This is a genomic window from Marinobacterium sedimentorum, assembly GCF_024267675.1.
Taxonomy (GTDB): Bacteria; Pseudomonadota; Gammaproteobacteria; order Pseudomonadales; family Balneatricaceae; genus Marinobacterium_A; species Marinobacterium_A sedimentorum.
The window spans coordinates 393,643-409,717 of sequence record NZ_JALDYX010000002.1; the positions used below are offsets into that span (position 1 = coordinate 393,643).

Below are 16,075 nucleotides of genomic sequence, written 5' to 3' on the forward strand. Positions count from 1 at the left end.
CGTGCTTTCTTTGGTTACTTTCTTTGCACGAGCAAAGAAAGTAACGCGCCAGCAAGGCGCAACATGCGCCACCAAACCGCTCCGATACCCCAGCCTGCACAGGCTCCAACAGGGTCACCTTAATCTCGTCTCAACTATCGCAGTGGGTCGATGTAAGATGAAAGTGCTCTAGCCGCGCAGGCGGCTTACGGTATCCCGCGCTATATCGCGAATACCTTTCCAGTCGCCTTTGGCGACCAGGTCGGCCGGCGTCAGCCAGGAGCCGCCAACGCACATGACGTTGCCAAGGGCGAGGAACTCAGGCGCGGTTTCCAGTCGAATACCGCCGGTGGGGCAAAAACGCACATCGGGGAAGGGGCCTGAATAGGCTTTCAGTGCCGGAGTGCCGCCTGCCACTGTAGCGGGGAAAAACTTGAAACGCTGGTAGCCGCGCTGCATGCCTTCCATCATTTCCGATATCGTCTGAATGCCTGGCAGCAACGGGATCTTGCTGGCAACGCCGGTGTCCAGCAGTTCGCAGGTGGAGCCCGGTGTGACTATAAAGGACGCACCGGCATCACAGGCCTGCTGGTACTGGGCCGGTGTAGCGATAGTGCCGGCGCCGATTTTGGCTTCTGGCAGGCGTTCGGCCAGCAGCTGGATGGATGCCAGTGCAGCTTCAGTGCGCAGGGTGATTTCCAGTACCGGCAGGCCGCCCTCGAACAGGGCTTCGGCGATGGGCAGCGCTTCTTCAACCGAGTTGAAGGTCAGCACCGGAATCACCGGCGCCAGGGCGCAGATAGCATCAATCTGAGCAGTGATTTTGGGAGAAAGCATCGTGTGAGTCATCATTAATCCTGTATTTCGGCGACTGGCCTCAAGGGCTCCAGTAAATGGTCAGGGGCTGGCGCAGGAATAACCGTATCGGCATGATGCGGATGTCGTCGTCCAGTAACGCTTGCTGCAAGGTTTCGAGCTTGTCGGCGCCTTTCAGGTGGAGAATACGTTCACGGCTGGCCAGCAGTCGTTTGGCACTGAGGGTCATGCGTACATGCGGCGCACTGGTCGGTGTGACGGCGGCGCAGGGTTCGTCGGTCTCAAGTGCGTGCTCAAGCTCCTCGGCACAGGGAAACAGCGACGCCGTATGGCCGTCGTTGCCCATGCCCAGCACCACCAGGTCCAGCTCTGCCGGCAGGCTTGCCAGGCGCTGGGCGCAGTCGGCTTCGGCGTCGTGGGCGCTTTTGTCCGCCTGCCACAGGCCGAAAAAACGGGCCTGCTGTGCTTGGTGCTGCAACAGATGGCTCTGGATCAGACCTGCATTGCTGTCGGCCTGATCGGTGGCCAGCCAGCGATCATCTGCCAGTGTCACGCTGATTGAGGACCAGGGCAGCGGGCTCTGGCTAAGACGCTTAAACAGGGGCAGGGGGGTGCGTCCGCCGGACAGTGCAATGGCCGCCGCGCCGCGGCTTCGTACCGCGTCGCTCAGGCTCTGGCTGATATGCTGTGCCAGGGCGTCGGTCAGCAGCTCCGGTGTGTCAAAACACAGCAGTTTTACCTGTTCCGGCAGCAGCGCCGTGATATCACTTTTGCTCATGCCACTTCCTGCCATCACCGTTCATCATGGTATAGGACGCTTCAGGCCCCCAGCTGCCGGCGGCATAGGGCAGGGGATCGCCCTTGTCGCTCCAGTTGGCCAGGATCTGGTCGCACCAGGTCCAGGCGTGCTCGATTTCGTCGCGACGAACGAACAGGTACTGATTGCCCTGAATGACTTCCAGCAGCAAACGTTCGTAGGCATCGGGTACACGATCCATGTCAAACGCCTTGGCAAAACTGACCTGCAGTGGTGCCTGGCGCAGCTGCATGCCCTTGCCCAGCCCCTGGTCCTTGGTGGCGATGTGCAGGGATATGCCTTCGTCCGGCTGCAGCTTGATGGTGAGCAGGTTTTCCGCCAGTGCGCGCTGTTCCGGATCAAAAATGTAATGCGGCTGCTGCTTGAAATGTATGGTGATCTGCGAAAGTTTTTCCGGCAGGCGCTTGCCGGTGCGCAGATAGAAAGGCACACCGGCCCAGCGCCAGTTGCGCACTTCGGCCTTGATGGCGACAAAGGATTCGGTGTTGCTGCTGGTGTTGGCGTCCGGTTCTTCGAGGTAGCCGGGCACCGCCTTGCCTTCCACTTCGCCCGCAATGTACTGGCCACGAATGACGTGGCTGTCACGGATATCATCGGTGATTGGTCGCAGGGAGCGCAGTACCTTTACCTTCTCGTCGCGAATGGCATCGGCGGTCAGATCAGACGGTGGATCCATGGCGACCAGACAAAGCAGCTGCAGCAGGTGGTTCTGTACCATGTCACGCAGCTGGCCGTATTTGTCGAAGTAGCCCCAGCGCCCTTCGATACCGACCTTCTCGGCCACCGTGATTTCGACGTGGGAGATGTGGTTCTGATTCCACTGGGCGCCGAACAGGTTATTGGCAAAACGCAGTGCGATCAGGTTCTGTACCGTTTCCTTGCCCAGGTAATGGTCGATACGATAGATCTGGGATTCGGCAAAATACTCGGCGACATCGGCATTGACCTGGTGCGACGAGGCAAGGCTGTGGCCGATGGGCTTTTCCAGCACTACGCGGCATTCTTTATCAAGGCAGCCACTGTCGTGCAGATTCTTGCTGATCATGCCGTAGATGGAGGCGGCGGTGGAATAGTAGAACACCCGCGCGCGATCCGGCTTTTCATCCAGCAGGTTTTTCAGGCTGGCATAGCCTGGGGCTGCACCAAAATCGAAGTTGAGGAACTGCAGCTTGGCCAGAAAGGCTTTAACAGTCGCTGTATCCAGATCCTGCTCGGATACGAAGCGACGCAGGTTCGCTTCGCTGGTGGCTTCACTGGCAGCGGGTTCAGAGCCGCGGGCCAGGCCGATAATGCGGGTGTCGGCGGCCAGCAGGCCTGCGCGATCCAGCTGGTAAAGCGCCGGCAGCAGTTTGCGCTGGGTCAGATCTCCCAGGGCACCAAAGAACAGGATGTCGCAGGGAGTGTCGGTTATAGACATGTGTCTCGACCTGTTTGTAGTTATTCAACGAATATGTGGTGATCCTATCGGGGCTAAAATGCCTAGTCAACTGGTTATTTTGTAAAACTTACCAAAATAAGGCGTATTTACGCCATCACGACAGCCTTTTTTTGCGTGTCTGGAAGGTTGGCAGGCCATCAAGGGGGCGTTATAGTGGGCCCCTGAGTGAAATGTAGATAATTTACCAACTATCAGAGTCTGCCATGAACACGAACAGTGTTAATCTTCTCGAGCAGATTCGCCAGCGCCTCGACAGCCTTAACAAGTCTGAACACAAGGTGGCGACGGTGATTCTGCGTGATCCCCAAACGGCTACCCGACTGAGTATTACAGCCCTGGCTCAGGCGTCGGGTGTTAGTGAACCTACGGTCAATCGCTTCTGTCGTGGTTTCGACAACCGTGGTTACCCGGACTTCAAGATCCAGCTTGCCCAGAGCCTGGCGGTGGGAATGCCCTATGTCTCTCGAAGTGTAGAGCAGGACGACTCGACCGAAGACTATACCGACAAGATTTTCTCATCCACCATCGCCGCACTGGACAGCGCACGTCAGGGCTTTGACTCGGCGCTGGTCACCCGGGCGGTGGACTATCTAAGCCAGGCCAAGCAGGTGGCATTTTTTGGGCTGGGCGCATCGGGCCCGGTGGCCATGGATGCACAGCACAAGTTCTTCCGCCTCAATATCCCGGTCATGGCCTACGATGATGTCCTGATGCAGCGGATGGTGGCGGCCGGTGCCAACACCGGTGATGTGGTGGTGGTCATTTCCTATACAGGGCGCACCCGGGAACTGGTGGATATTGCCCGCCTAGCCCGCGAAAGCGGTGCTACCGTTATTGGTATCACCAGTGAGCATTCGCAGCTCGCGGCGGAATGCACGCTGCTGCTGGCGGTGCCGAGCCATGAAGATACCGACATCTATATGCCCATGACATCGCGCATCATTCAGCTGACACTGCTGGATGTGCTGGCCACGGGAGTCACGCTGCGCCGGGGGGTGGATTTCCAGCGTTATCTTAAGAAAATCAAGGACAGTCTGGTGCCTACCAGGTATCCGCAGGACTAATCCGAGCACGGCAGACACACAATAAAAATGACTCAAAGTAAACCGATCTATGTGGTTGATGACGATGCCGCGATTCGCTCGCTGCTGCGCAGCTATCTGGAGCGTAATCAGTTCGCGGTGAAAACCGCGGCCGATGGTGAAAGCCTGTTGCGTGAACTCCAGGCCGACGCCCCGGTGGCGCTGGTGGTGCTGGATATCATGCTGCCGGGGGACGATGGCTTCGAAATCTGCCGCAAGCTGCGTACCTTCTCGAAAGTGCCGGTCATCATGCTGACCGCCAATTCCGATGAGATGGACCGTATCGTCGGGTTGGAAATCGGCGCCGATGACTATCTGGCCAAGCCTTTTAATCCGCGGGAACTGCTGGCGCGCATCAAGGCCATACTGCGGCGCAGCGATGCTTCCGCAGAGGCGCCACAGGCGCGGACGTCGGCGCGCTATCTGCGCTTTGCCGGGTTTGAACTGGACTCGGCCACCCGTGCGCTCTGTACATTAAGCGGCGAGTCGCTGCTGTTGTCCGGGGCCGAGTACGATCTTCTGCGGCTGCTGGTGGACCATGCCGGCAAAGTCTTGAGTCGAGATCTGATCGCCGAGCAGACACGGGGCCGGGACAACCTGCCGATGGACCGCTTTATCGATGTGCAGATCAGCCGGCTGCGACAGCGCCTGCAGGATGATGCCCGCTCGCCCCAACTGATCAAGACGGTACGCGGCCAGGGCTATGTACTGGCCGCGACAGTGGCGGCCACCGATGAGTCGGTCCGGTAAGAGGGCCTTGCGCATGCCTGCAGAGGTTACCTCTGTATCCGCGGCGCCAGTCGGCTGCACCACGAAGGAGGGCAGCATATGATCAAGTCACTGACAACTGTGCTGCGCCGCTGGCCGCGTTCGCTCTCGAGTCGAATTCTTCTGGTGCTGGGTCTGGGCGTACTGCTGGCGCAACTGGTCTCCAGTGCCATCTGGTTGACGCAATGGCGTGCCGATACCGAGCAGAATGTGCAGGAAATGGCGCGGCACATGGCATTGCGGGTGGCTTCCACTGTGCAGTTCTTTACCGAGCTGCCCATTGCCTACCGCCATGTGATTCTTGATCAGCTGCGGGACATGGGTGGTACGCGGTTCTTTGTAACCCTTAATCACGAAGAGATCCGGGTCAATGACCTGCCGGATTCCCCGCTCAAAACCCGGGTCGTGCAGCAATTTCGTGATGTACTGGCACGCCAGCTGGGTGTGACCGAGGATCTGAGGATTGCCTTTTCCCGCCCTTCCGATCTGCATGTCATCAAGAACGATATCCTGCTGCTCGATCTGCCTGAGCGCTGGGGGAGTCAGACCCTGCTACTGGGGGGCAGGGATGCTCCCATCCTGGTGATTCAGATTCCCATCGCGCCAGAGCAATGGCTCTATCTGGCGACCCTGATGCCAGACCCGGATTTTCTGGAAACAAGTACGCCACTTTCCAGGGAACGCCTGATCTCGCTGCTGGTGTCACTGGGGGTTATGCTGCTGTTCGGAGTCTGGATTGTGCGCTCGCTGACCCGCCCGCTGCGCAGGCTGGCGCTGGCGGCGGAAAGCTTTGGTCAGGGTGAAGCCCTTGCCCTGCCAGAAACGGGCAGTCGCGAGCTGGAAACCACGGCACGGGCTTTTAACGCCATGCAGCTGCGCATCCAGCGCTACCTTGATGATCGCGAAAGATTGTTTGCTTCCATTTCCCATGACCTGAAAACGCCTATTACAAGGCTGCGGCTGCGCGCCGAGTTGCTGGACAATGACAGTGAGCGCGACGCATTTTGCCACGATCTTGAAGACCTCGACATGCTGGTCAAGGGGGCGCTGCAAAGCGTCAAGGATACGGATATCCATGAAAACCGGGTCGAGGTGGACCTGCACCGCATGCTCTGTTACCTGCGCGACGGCGCCGCGCTGGCCGGCAAGGTCGTTACGCTGGACGGCGAGCAGCGCGAGCCCTTTCTCGGCAAGCCGTTGGCGTTGCGCCGCTGCGTCGGCAATCTGGTGGACAATGCGCTTTATTACGGCGGCCGCGCCGATATTCACATAAACGACAGCAGTCAGCTGCTGGAAATACGGGTATGCGACAACGGCCCCGGGATACCGATCGCTCAGCAGGAACGCGTATTCGCCCCCTATACAAGGTTGCTGGCGAATCAGACCCTGGACCCGGCGGCGCATTCCTCCATGGGGCTGGGGTTGTCGATTGCGCGCAATATTGCCCGTGCCCATGGTGGGGATATCGAACTGGCCAATCGTGACCAGGGCGGTCTTGAGGCGCGGCTGACGCTGCCGCGCTAGCGGCGCCCTGTGCGCACCCTGATTGCCGTACCTTTTTCTGCCTTTCAAATCCGTTATGCGGTCTTTCAGCCTGGATGCGCGCCTGTTGTGTGTTGTCCGTGGCTGTTCTGCACCTGCCTGGTTGCTTTGTTGCACTTTGTTACAATTCCTTGCGTAAGGTTACCCCTTTCCTGTTAGCGCTTTGTTAATTTACGTACATCCGGTTCAGGGCTGCAACAGCCCCCGGGGATAACAATAATACAGGATGAAAATATGAAGACTCTGAAGACCTGCCTTAGCGGTATTGCGCTGTCCGTAGCCTGTGCCACCGCCTCTGCCGGTGAAGTAGAAGTGCTGCACTACTGGACATCCGGTGGTGAAGCAGCCGCTGTCAACGTACTCAAGCAGGAAATGGAAGATGCCGGCCATACCTGGACGGACTTTGCCGTAGCCGGTGGCGGTGGCGAGTCGGCCATGACCGTACTGAAATCCCGTGCCATTTCCGGCAACCCTCCTTCCGCAGCCCAGATCAAGGGGCTGGATATCCAGGAGTGGGGTGAGCTGGGTTTCCTGACCTCACTGGATGACGTTGCCACCGCTGGCAACTGGGACTCACTGCTGCCAGAGGTGGTCAGTGATGTGATGAAGTACGACGGTCACTATGTGGCGGTACCGGTCAACGTGCACCGCGTCAACTGGCTCTGGGCCAACCCCGAGGCGTTCAAGAAAGCCGGCGTTGAAATCCCCACGACCTGGGAACAGATGATCGAGGTAGGCCCCAAGCTCAAGGCCGCGGGTATTATTCCGCTGGCACATGGCGGCCAGGCCTGGCAGGACGCCACCACCTTTGAAGCCATTGCCCTGGCAGAGGGTGCAGATTTCTACCGCAAGGCCTTTGTTGAGCATGACGATGCCACCCTCAAGGGTGAAACCATGGTGAAGGTTCTCACTACTTTCAAGAAGATGCGTGACTTGATTGATGCTGATTCCAGCGGTCGCGACTGGAACGTGGCAACGTCCATGGTGATCAATGGCCAGGCGGCCATGCAGATCATGGGCGACTGGGCCAAGGGTGAATTCACCGCCGCCGGCAAGACACCTGGCACCGACTATGTCTGCGTAGCCGCGCCTGGCACTGCGGACATGTTTACCTTCAACATCGACAGCCTGGCGATGTTCACTCAGTCTGATGACAGCCGTGTGCAGGCGCAGAAAGACCTGGCCAAAATGGTCATGGATCCCAAGTTCCAGGAAACCTTCAACCTGAACAAGGGTTCGATCCCTGCGCGTCAGGGCATGGACCGTACGCCGTTTGACAGCTGCGCCCATGACTCCATGGACGCTTTCACCGTCAGTGCCGAGAAGGGCACACTGGTGCCGAGCATGGCGCATGGCATGGCCACAAGCTCCCGCGTACAGGGCGCCATCTATGATGTCGTCACCAATTACTTCAACGCCAGCGATATGAGCGCTGAAGATGCCGCTGATAAACTGGCTCGCGCGGTAAAAGCGACGCTGTGACAGGTGGCGAGCCCTGATCCATGAAGTGTGTGGATCAGGGCTCGCATTCAGCCACCCTCTTTTTGGTATCCCCTTATGAACGAGAAAGCCTTGCCACTGCCCGAAACCGGGTCGGTGCGACCGGTTGCGCTCAGCTTCCAGGATCGTCTTGCGGCACAGCTGCCCAAGCTGGTGCTGGCGCCAACCGTCATCGTTACCCTGGTAGCCGTGTATGGCTACATGATCTGGACCGGTCTGCTGTCCTTCACCAGCTCCCGCATCCTGCCATCGTGGAAATTCATTGGCACCGCACAGTACAGCAAGCTGATGGAGAATGATCGCTGGGGTGTCTCCGTTGAAAACCTCATTATCTTCGGTGGTTTGTTTATTCTGGTGTGTCTGGTGCTGGGTGTGCTGATGGCTATCCTGCTGGACCAGAAGATCCGCGCTGAAGGCGCACTGCGAACCATCTACCTGTACCCCATGGCGATCTCCTTTATCGTCACAGGTACCGCCTGGAAGTGGCTGCTCAACCCGGGCCTGGGTCTGCAAAAGACGATTCGCGACTGGGGTTTCGAGAGCTTCACCTTCGACTGGCTGGTCAACCCGGACATGGTGGTCTATTGCCTGGTGATTGCAGCGGTATGGCAATCCTCCGGCTTTGTCATGGCGCTGTTTCTGGCGGGCCTTCGCGGCGTGGACCAGGAAATGATCAAGGCGGCGCAACTGGATGGCGCCAGCATGCCGATGATCTACAGGCGCATCATCCTGCCGAGTCTGAAGCCGGTGTTTTTCAGTGCCTTTGTGATTCTGTCGCACATTGCCATCAAGAGTTTCGACCTGGTGGCGGCGCTTACCGGCGGGGGGCCGGGCTATTCATCCGATCTGCCGGCAATCTTCATGTACCAGCACGCCTTTACCCGTGGCCAGATGGGCCTGGGTGCCGCCAGTGCCATGGTCATGCTCGGCGGTGTACTGGCGATACTCGTACCTTATCTGTATTCCGAACTGAGGAGCAAGAAAAATGGTTAAGCCTCAGAAAACCCTGAATCAGCAACTGCTGCGCTATGGTCTCTATGTCCTGCTGGGTGTGGCCGCACTGGTGTACCTGTTGCCACTGTGGGTCATGTTGCTCACTTCGCTCAAGGATGTGGAAGAAATCCGTAACGGCACTCTGTTGTCACTGCCGGGCACTATCAATTTCGATGCCTGGAGCAAGGCCTGGAGTGGCGCCTGTACCGGTAGCACCTGTGATGGGATAGCGCCGTTTTTCGCCAACTCATTCAGAATCGTTATTCCGGCGGTGTTGATCTCGACCCTGGTCGGTTCGCTCAATGGCTATGTGCTGTCGCTGTGGAAATTTCGCGGTAGCGAAATCCTCTTCGGTGCCATGCTGGTGGGCTGCTTTATCCCGTTCCAGGTCATACTGCTACCCATGGCGCGGATGCTGGCCATGCTGGGCCTGGCGAATACAGTGACGGGGCTAGTATTGGTACATATTACTTATGGTATTGCTTTTACTACCTTGTTTTTCCGTAACTTTTATGTAGGTTTGCCGAAAGAGCTGATTTCGGCGGCACGCCTTGATGGTGCCGGATTCTTCTTCATCTTTCGTCGCGTGGTGCTGCCATTGTCGACGCCGATCATTGTCGTCTGCGTCATCTGGCAGTTTACCCAGATCTGGAACGACTTCCTGTTCGGTGTGGTGTTCTCCGGCGCCCAGACCCAGCCGGTGACCGTGGCGCTGAACAACCTGGTCAACACCAGCTTTGGCGGCAAGGAATACAACGTGGATATGGCCGCGGCCCTGATCGCTGCCTTGCCGACCCTGCTGGTCTATGTACTGGCTGGAAAATATTTTGTGCGCGGTCTGACCGCCGGTGCCGTCAAAGGCTGATAGAACAATAAGAGGCTTATTCTCATGGCTAGTTTAACCATCGACAACGTTACCAAGTCCTACGGTCAGACCCAGGTACTCAAGGGCATCAATATTGCCATTGAAAAAGGTGAGTTCCTGATCCTGGTGGGGCCTTCGGGCTGCGGTAAATCGACCCTGATGAACAGCATTGCCGGGCTCGAAGATGTGACCGGCGGCCGCATCCTGATCGGCAACGCCGACATCACCCAGGCGGCCCCCAAGGATCGCGATATCGCCATGGTGTTCCAGTCCTACGCGCTGTACCCCAACATGTCGGTACGTGAAAACATCGCCTTTGGGCTGGAGATCCGCAAGGTGCCCAAGGTCGAGCGCGAGCAGGAAGTACAGCGGGTGGCCAGCCTGTTGCAGATCGAGCCGCTGCTGGATCGCAAGCCCGGCCAGCTGTCCGGGGGACAGCGTCAGCGCGTGGCCATGGGACGGGCGCTGGCGCGCCGTCCCAAGCTCTATCTGTTCGATGAGCCGCTGTCCAACCTCGACGCCAAACTGCGCGTTGAAATGCGCACCGAAATCAAGAAACTGCACCAGCGTCTGGGTACCACCATTGTTTACGTGACCCACGATCAGATCGAGGCCATGACCCTGGCGGATCGCATCGCCGTGATGCGTGGTGGTGAGCTGCTGCAGCTGGGCACGCCCCAGGAGATCTATGACAATCCGGTGAACAAGTTTGTCGCAGGCTTCATGGGCTCGCCAGCCATGAACTTTGTTCCCTGCACCCTGGTGGCCAGTGACAGGGGCCTGGGCGTCGAGATTACCGACGGTGCCGGTAACCCGTCCTGGCTGCCGGTGCCCAACGCCGAACGCCTTGGCGGTTATATCGGCAAGCAGGTGATCCTGGGAGTGCGGCCAGAGATGATCACGGATCCTGTACCCCACAAGGCTGGCGAGGCGATGGTGTGCGAGGTACCGATGAAGGTGCTGGTCACCGAACCCACGGGGGCCGATACCATGCTGGTGGCCGAAGTGAACGGCGTTGAAATCAACTGCCGCATCAATCCTGGCTACAGCACGCCGGTGGGTCAGGTGGTGCCGCTGATGTTCGACATGAGCAAGGTGGTGTTCTTCGATCCGACCACCGAAGAGCGGATCGACCGGGCCTAAACAAGCCTCGTTACAGGTTCAACAGAGTGCGCAGCCTTATGGCTGCGCACTTGCTTGCGGTAGATACAGCCTGTTTAATCGATGGGTTATCGCTAACATTGTATTGTGTTGCCTGAGTTTGTCGTCGGAGGCGGTGGCACTTGGGCGACATCTGCTTCTGTACAGCCTGTTGAAGTAAACCAGTCAAAGGGATCGATACCGATGAGTTACACGCCCTCCAGCGAGCGCTATGCGCAGATGAAGTACAACCGCACCGGGCGCAGTGGCCTGAAGTTGCCGGCCCTGTCCCTCGGGTTGTGGCAGAATTTCGGCGAAGATGCGCGCATCGACACTGCACGGGCGATCTGCCATACGGCCTTTGATCTGGGCATCACCCATTTCGACCTGGCCAACAACTATGGCCCACCGCCGGGCTCTGCCGAGGCATTCTTCGGTCGACTGCTGAACACCGACTTTGCCGGCTACCGCGATGAGCTGATCATTTCGACCAAGGCGGGTTATCGCATGTGGCCGGGCCCCTATGGTGAATTTGGCAGCCGTAAATACCTGCTGGCCAGTCTGGATCAAAGCCTGAAACGCCTTGGCACCGACTATGTCGATATCTTCTACTCGCATCGCTTCGATCCCGAAACGCCGCTGGAAGAAACCATGGGTGCGCTGGACAGCGCGGTGCGCCAGGGCAAGGCGCTCTATGCGGGGATTTCGTCCTACAGTGCAGCGCGTACCCGGGAAGCGGCGGCAATACTGCGCGAACTGGGTACTCCCTGTCTGATTCACCAGCCGAGCTATTCGATGCTCAATCGCTGGATCGAGGACGACAGCCTGCTCGATACGCTCGATGATGTGGGCGCAGGCTCCATTGTCTTTTCACCCCTGGCCCAGGGCATGCTGACCGACAAGTACCTCAAGGGCGTGCCGGCCGACAGCCGCGCCACCCAGCAGGGTTCGCTCAGCCAGGCGTTTTTGTCCGATGAGAACCTGACCCGCATTCGCGGCCTCAACGCCATTGCCCTGCGCCGTGGCCAGACGCTGGCGCAGATGGCCATTGCCTGGGTGCTGCGTAACGGTCGTGTGACCTCGGCGCTGATTGGCGCGAGCCGGCCGGAACAGGTGATCGACAGCGTGGCAGCGCTTGAAAAGCCTGATTTTACGGCTGGTGAACTGGCCGAAATCGACCAGTTTGCAACCGAGGCAGACATTAATCTGTGGGCGCAGTCGTCCAGGGATTAAGCGCTTGCGCAGCTGACCTGTACCCGCTGGGCGAGAATCAGAAGAGAACAGCGGCACTGCAGCCGCAGGTTGCAAGGTTGACCTGGTCAGATTGATTGAGTGAGAACGGGGCGATGCGGGGTTTTCGGGCCCCGCATTTTTTTCTGCAAAGTTTTTGCTGCAATATCGTGGTTAATGCTTGCTCAGTTCTATGGGCGTGTCAGACGCCTTGGCTGCTGGCAGGGTGCTGGCTAGATTGGCCTTTGGCAGCAGGGCTATGAGGTTATGGGCCGAGGCTTCGACCACCGAGGTAAAGGTGATGGTCTTTTCCTTGCTGGTCTCCTGCGCCAGGTTCAGTTCTTCCACACCCTCCCAGACAATACTGCCGTCGGCGCTGTCCCAGATCTGGATGAACAGACGGATATTGGCGTGGCTGGTCTGATAGACATGGAAGCCCAGCATGCTGAAGCGGCCACGGGAGTCCTGGCGAAAGTTGGCCAGGTTCAGCTGCACCAGATAGCGCGCCTGGGCGGCGGCGCCGACCCGACTGAGGCTTGAGCGGTTGAATATGCCGGTTTCCCGGTAATCCTGGAACATGCGGTTATATTCCGAGGCCAGTCCTGCCCTGTTTATTGCCCCCAGAGTCTCAGGCAGGGGCTTCACGGAAATGTCCGGGCGCTCCCGCGCCAGCGTATTGGCGAACACGAAGGCCAGCACCTGCTTGTCTTCCTCCTGGCCGGTAATGGTGGAGGGGCTGATAAAGGCGACGCCCTGCGTTCGCAAATCATCGGCCGTGAGCGATATGGCATTGTGCTGCGCGGATGAGTAGTTCTGGTTAATGCCACAAGCGCTGAGCAGAGCCGCAATGCAAAGCATGAGTAATAGCAGTCGCAGGCGCGTCGAGCTTTGGTCTGTCAGCGCTAGTGCAAGGTGATCTGGGGTGGAGCAGTGGGCAGGGATTGTCTTTTCCTGGGTGTTCATCAGCGGTACCTCCAGCACATTAGGAGAGCAGGGCACCTGAGCAGGATCAGACGAATCGCCGGGCGCCTCAGCGCAACGTCTGTAAATGAAGTGTAGACGCTGTGCCCTGGCTGATACACACAGCCTGTAACACTCCTGTATCAGTTTGGCTTCACAAAACAGCAACACCCGGCGCGGGGCCGGGTGTTCTGTTGATTTTGCGTTGCAATTGATCGGCGTTACTTTGGGCCGGATTCAGACCGCAGCTACGGCTGTTGCGCCAGCTTTACGCTCGCTGGATTTTAGATCGAACAGGCCGTAGCGGCCGACAACCAGGAAGCACAGTGCCGGTACGATAAAGGACAGGGCGCTGCCGTAGCTATCGATCATGGCGCCCTGGGCCAGCGGTAGAATGGCACCGCCGAGGATGGCCATCACCAGGCCGGCGGCGCCGAATTTGGTGTCGTCCCCCAGCCCCTCAAGGGCGACGCCGTAAATGGTGGGGAACATCAGCGACAGGCAGCCGGAAATGGCCACCAGTGCCCAGACACCCAGCATATCGGGGCTGGCGATCATGATCAGGCAGAGCACGCAGGCCAGCACCGACAGACCGGCCAGCAGGGCGCTGGCGCGGACATAGCCCATGAGCCAGGTCATGGCGAAGCGGGCCAGCAGAAACAGAATCAGGCTGTACTGCAGGAAATCACCGCCGCGTACTTCGTCAACCGACAGTGCATCCATGACGTACTGGATGGTAAAGGTCCAGACACAGGTTTGGGCGCCGACATTAAAGAACTGAGCGACGACCCCAAAGCGGTAGTGGCGATTGCGGAACAGGCGTTTGAGGGTGGCACGAAACTCGATCTTGGCGCTCTGTCTGTCCTGAGTGTTGCCAGAGCGAGCTTCATCGGCGCCGGGCATCGACATGCGAGCCACCAGAAACCAGATCAGCAGCAGCACGCAGGCCATGCCGACGTAGGGCAGCATCACGGCATCAAGCTCGGCGCTCTGAATGGCAACGAGCTGCTCAGCCGGCATGGCTGCGCGCTCCAGCGCCGTGGCGGGATTGAGCTGCGTCAGGATCAGCGAGGCGCCAAGAAAGACCCCCAGATTGCAGCCGACCGGGTTGAAGGCCTGGGCCAGATTCAGGCGCTTGGTGGCATTGCCCGAGGGGCCCATGGCGATCACGAAGGGATTGGCCGAGGTTTCGAGTATCGACAGGCCTGCAGCGAGTATGAACAAGGCAGCGAGGAAGAAGCCGTAGCTCAGCGTCTGGCTCGCCGGGTAGAACATGAAGGCACCGAGGGCTGCGAAGCCGAGGCCCGTGAGTACGCCGACCTTGTACGAATAACGGCGGTTGATAAAGGCCGCCGGCAGCGCCAGGCAGAAGTAGGCACCGTAGTAGGCGAACTGCACCAGGGCGGACTGCAGCGAGCTCATGGTGAATATCTTGCTGAACACCTTGACCAGCGGGTCCGTCATGTTGGCGGCTACGCCCCAGGCGGCAAAGCAGGTGGTGAGCAGAATAAAGGGCAGAATCATGTCCCGAAAGACCAGCGGTGTTTTCTTGTTCATAAGCGCCTTGTCACTAAAGCGTCCGCAGGACGGTTGTTGGTTTCAGGCGGCATTTGGCCACGCCAAGGTCAACCTAAAATGAACGGCACGGCCGGACTTTGTAATTTTTGTAATCTGGCTGCTGTGTCATCAGGGCAGGATGGCAGCCACAACAGCAGGCAGATTTCGGCTGGCCTGCTAATATGAGCGCTCTGGCATTCAGGGAGGCACGCCATGACAGTGGACAACATTCTTTTTCCCGCTCTGGTGCAGCATCAGGATGATGCAGAATTGAGCTTTATCGCAACCCCGGACGATTGGGCCAGACGCGCGCTGGAGCCTCATTTTTACCGCGGCGTTCAGCCCGGTGATCGGCTGATTGACAGCCAGGGGCGCGTTTTCTGGCTCTGTTGCGCAGGCGCTGTGGTGAGGGCTGAGCAAAGTGATGAGCTGTTGTCGTTGCCCCAGGTGCTGGCGCTGGTGCGCGGCCATGCGGCGCTGCAGAACAGTTGCTGTGCCGGCAAGCTCGGGGCTCGGGATTTAAGTGAAGCGATACATCTTGTAGCGCACTTAACTGATTGATAAAAAATGATTCCTGTAACACACTTTGTCTGACTCAAAGCATTCGTACAGGACATCATGGCTGACTTTAAAACCCATACACTCGTGGCCACCGTTATCAGCGGCGGGCTCGGTATCGCGGCGCTGGCAACCGGCATGGCAACACCTTCGCAGGCGTTTTGCTACTGGTTGGCGGGTACCCTGGGGGGGTTGTTGCCTGATATTGATTCCGATGAATCCCTGGCGCTGCGCATCGTCTTTCGGCTCTTCGGTGCCCTGGTAGCGGGCTTGCTGGCGTTTTACTGGATGACGACGCTGCCGGCCTGGCAGGTCGTGCTGCTGGCCGCTACTGGCTATCTGCTGGTGCGTTTTGTGCTGCTGGAGCTGTTTGCCCGCATCACGGTTCACCGCGGCATGCTGCACAGCCTGCTGGCCAATCTGTTGTTTGGCGTTATCGCCATCTTGCTGTCCTACCACCTTTTTGCGCTGGACGTACGGCTGGCCTGGGGAATAGGCGCTTTTGTTGTCATGGGCGCCACGGTGCATCTGTTGCTGGATGAAATTTACAGCGTGGATTTGTCCGGCATGCGCATCAAGCGCTCTTTTGGCACGGCGCTGAAGCTCACCGACTGGACGCAGCCGCTGCTCTCGGCACTGATGCTCAGCGCCTGCGTGGGCGGGTTCTGGCTCAGCCCAAGTGCGGCGTCCTGGCAGCAGAGCCTGGGCATTGAGGTGCCGCCATGGCTGTCCGTTCATCAAGTTATTGGCTGGCTGTACCAGAGCGTGGTCAGCCTGTACCAGGCCTGATGTTCGACCTGGCAACCTGTGACTTATTACTGATCTACCAG

General features: G+C 58.6%; 15 protein-coding genes. 10 read left to right on the top strand and 5 right to left on the bottom strand.

Annotated elements, in window-relative coordinates; translation table 11 throughout:
* Window positions 1–168: 168 nt before the first annotated feature.
* The 3 genes from MRS74_RS04080 to zwf are packed head-to-tail and all read right to left on the bottom strand — an operon-like array spanning window position 169 to window position 3,029.
* The gene (locus tag MRS74_RS04080) at window positions 169–828 is read right to left on the bottom strand and encodes a bifunctional 4-hydroxy-2-oxoglutarate aldolase/2-dehydro-3-deoxy-phosphogluconate aldolase (protein ID WP_254578999.1); all 660 of its coding nucleotides are present in this window, start codon (window positions 826–828) and stop codon (window positions 169–171) included.
* 28 nt (window positions 829–856) lie between these two features.
* Window positions 857–1,573: a 6-phosphogluconolactonase gene (gene pgl / locus MRS74_RS04085; protein WP_254579000.1), complete on the bottom strand. Its 717-nt coding sequence runs from the start codon at window positions 1,571–1,573 to the stop codon at window positions 857–859.
* Window positions 1,560–3,029: a glucose-6-phosphate dehydrogenase gene (gene zwf, locus MRS74_RS04090; protein ID WP_254579001.1), complete on the bottom strand. Its 1,470-nt coding sequence runs from the start codon at window positions 3,027–3,029 to the stop codon at window positions 1,560–1,562. Before zwf ends, pgl begins: the two co-directional genes overlap by 14 nt.
* A 224-nt stretch (window positions 3,030–3,253) precedes the next feature.
* Here zwf and MRS74_RS04095 point away from each other — a divergent pair, with 224 nt between their 5' ends.
* The 8 genes from MRS74_RS04095 to mgrA all read left to right on the top strand — a co-directional run bounded on the left by MRS74_RS04095 (window position 3,254) and on the right by mgrA (window position 12,173).
* Window positions 3,254–4,114 (top strand): MurR/RpiR family transcriptional regulator, encoded by an 861-nt coding sequence (locus MRS74_RS04095; protein ID WP_254579002.1) that lies wholly within the window; start codon window positions 3,254–3,256, stop codon window positions 4,112–4,114.
* 27 nt (window positions 4,115–4,141) lie between these two features.
* On the top strand, window positions 4,142–4,882 hold the full coding sequence (locus MRS74_RS04100) for a response regulator (protein WP_254579003.1): 741 nt from the start codon (window positions 4,142–4,144) through the stop codon (window positions 4,880–4,882).
* Window positions 4,883–4,960: 78 nt separating this feature from the next.
* Complete coding sequence (locus MRS74_RS04105) at window positions 4,961–6,424, top strand: ATP-binding protein (RefSeq protein WP_254579004.1); 1,464 nt, start codon at window positions 4,961–4,963, stop codon at window positions 6,422–6,424.
* A gap of 252 nt (window positions 6,425–6,676) precedes the next feature.
* Window positions 6,677–7,924 carry an ABC transporter substrate-binding protein gene (locus MRS74_RS04110; RefSeq protein WP_254579005.1) on the top strand — a complete coding sequence of 416 codons (1,248 nt, stop codon included), beginning with the start codon at window positions 6,677–6,679 and terminating at the stop codon, window positions 7,922–7,924.
* 75 nt (window positions 7,925–7,999) lie between these two features.
* Window positions 8,000–8,935 carry a carbohydrate ABC transporter permease gene (locus MRS74_RS04115; RefSeq protein WP_254579006.1) on the top strand — a complete coding sequence of 312 codons (936 nt, stop codon included), beginning with the start codon at window positions 8,000–8,002 and terminating at the stop codon, window positions 8,933–8,935.
* The gene (locus tag MRS74_RS04120) at window positions 8,928–9,800 is read left to right on the top strand and encodes a carbohydrate ABC transporter permease (RefSeq protein WP_254579007.1); all 873 of its coding nucleotides are present in this window, start codon (window positions 8,928–8,930) and stop codon (window positions 9,798–9,800) included. The genes MRS74_RS04115 and MRS74_RS04120 overlap by 8 nt, the downstream gene beginning before the upstream one ends.
* Before the next feature lie 24 nt (window positions 9,801–9,824).
* On the top strand, window positions 9,825–10,943 hold the full coding sequence (locus MRS74_RS04125) for an ABC transporter ATP-binding protein (RefSeq protein WP_254579008.1): 1,119 nt from the start codon (window positions 9,825–9,827) through the stop codon (window positions 10,941–10,943).
* Window positions 10,944–11,144: 201 nt separating this feature from the next.
* Window positions 11,145–12,173 carry an L-glyceraldehyde 3-phosphate reductase gene (gene mgrA / locus MRS74_RS04130; RefSeq protein WP_254579009.1) on the top strand — a complete coding sequence of 343 codons (1,029 nt, stop codon included), beginning with the start codon at window positions 11,145–11,147 and terminating at the stop codon, window positions 12,171–12,173.
* Window positions 12,174–12,344: 171 nt separating this feature from the next.
* Here mgrA and MRS74_RS04135 read toward each other — a convergent pair whose 3' ends face one another.
* Together MRS74_RS04135 and fucP are read right to left on the bottom strand one after the other, a co-directional pair.
* The gene (locus MRS74_RS04135; RefSeq protein ID WP_254579010.1) at window positions 12,345–13,133 is read right to left on the bottom strand and encodes a hypothetical protein; all 789 of its coding nucleotides are present in this window, start codon (window positions 13,131–13,133) and stop codon (window positions 12,345–12,347) included.
* Between the two features lie 234 nt (window positions 13,134–13,367).
* Window positions 13,368–14,687: an L-fucose:H+ symporter permease gene (gene fucP, locus MRS74_RS04140; protein WP_254579011.1), complete on the bottom strand. Its 1,320-nt coding sequence runs from the start codon at window positions 14,685–14,687 to the stop codon at window positions 13,368–13,370.
* A 213-nt stretch (window positions 14,688–14,900) separates the two neighbouring features.
* On the opposite strand from fucP, the gene MRS74_RS04145 reads away from it, so the two are divergent.
* Entirely contained in the window at window positions 14,901–15,248 is a 348-nt protein-coding gene (locus MRS74_RS04145) for a DUF4144 family protein (protein WP_254579012.1), read from the top strand.
* Between the two features lie 57 nt (window positions 15,249–15,305).
* Window positions 15,306–16,034 (top strand): metal-dependent hydrolase, encoded by a 729-nt coding sequence (locus MRS74_RS04150; RefSeq protein WP_254579013.1) that lies wholly within the window; start codon window positions 15,306–15,308, stop codon window positions 16,032–16,034.
* The last annotated feature ends 41 nt before the right edge of the window (window positions 16,035–16,075 follow it).

What these genes read in the sequence shown, in the direction of transcription:
- MRS74_RS04080 (WP_254578999.1), bottom strand. Translation starts at nt 828, where the DNA reads ATGACTCACACGATGCTTTCTCCCAAAATCACTGCTCAGATTGATGCT.
- pgl (WP_254579000.1), bottom strand. Translation starts at nt 1,573, where the DNA reads ATGAGCAAAAGTGATATCACGGCGCTGCTGCCGGAACAGGTAAAACTG.
- zwf (WP_254579001.1), bottom strand. Translation starts at nt 3,029, where the DNA reads ATGTCTATAACCGACACTCCCTGCGACATCCTGTTCTTTGGTGCCCTG.
- MRS74_RS04095 (WP_254579002.1), top strand. Translation starts at nt 3,254, where the DNA reads ATGAACACGAACAGTGTTAATCTTCTCGAGCAGATTCGCCAGCGCCTC.
- MRS74_RS04100 (WP_254579003.1), top strand. Translation starts at nt 4,142, where the DNA reads ATGACTCAAAGTAAACCGATCTATGTGGTTGATGACGATGCCGCGATT.
- MRS74_RS04105 (WP_254579004.1), top strand. Translation starts at nt 4,961, where the DNA reads ATGATCAAGTCACTGACAACTGTGCTGCGCCGCTGGCCGCGTTCGCTC.
- MRS74_RS04110 (WP_254579005.1), top strand. Translation starts at nt 6,677, where the DNA reads ATGAAGACTCTGAAGACCTGCCTTAGCGGTATTGCGCTGTCCGTAGCC.
- MRS74_RS04115 (WP_254579006.1), top strand. Translation starts at nt 8,000, where the DNA reads ATGAACGAGAAAGCCTTGCCACTGCCCGAAACCGGGTCGGTGCGACCG.
- MRS74_RS04120 (WP_254579007.1), top strand. Translation starts at nt 8,928, where the DNA reads ATGGTTAAGCCTCAGAAAACCCTGAATCAGCAACTGCTGCGCTATGGT.
- MRS74_RS04125 (WP_254579008.1), top strand. Translation starts at nt 9,825, where the DNA reads ATGGCTAGTTTAACCATCGACAACGTTACCAAGTCCTACGGTCAGACC.
- mgrA (WP_254579009.1), top strand. Translation starts at nt 11,145, where the DNA reads ATGAGTTACACGCCCTCCAGCGAGCGCTATGCGCAGATGAAGTACAAC.
- MRS74_RS04135 (WP_254579010.1), bottom strand. Translation starts at nt 13,133, where the DNA reads ATGAACACCCAGGAAAAGACAATCCCTGCCCACTGCTCCACCCCAGAT.
- fucP (WP_254579011.1), bottom strand. Translation starts at nt 14,687, where the DNA reads ATGAACAAGAAAACACCGCTGGTCTTTCGGGACATGATTCTGCCCTTT.
- MRS74_RS04145 (WP_254579012.1), top strand. Translation starts at nt 14,901, where the DNA reads ATGACAGTGGACAACATTCTTTTTCCCGCTCTGGTGCAGCATCAGGAT.
- MRS74_RS04150 (WP_254579013.1), top strand. Translation starts at nt 15,306, where the DNA reads ATGGCTGACTTTAAAACCCATACACTCGTGGCCACCGTTATCAGCGGC.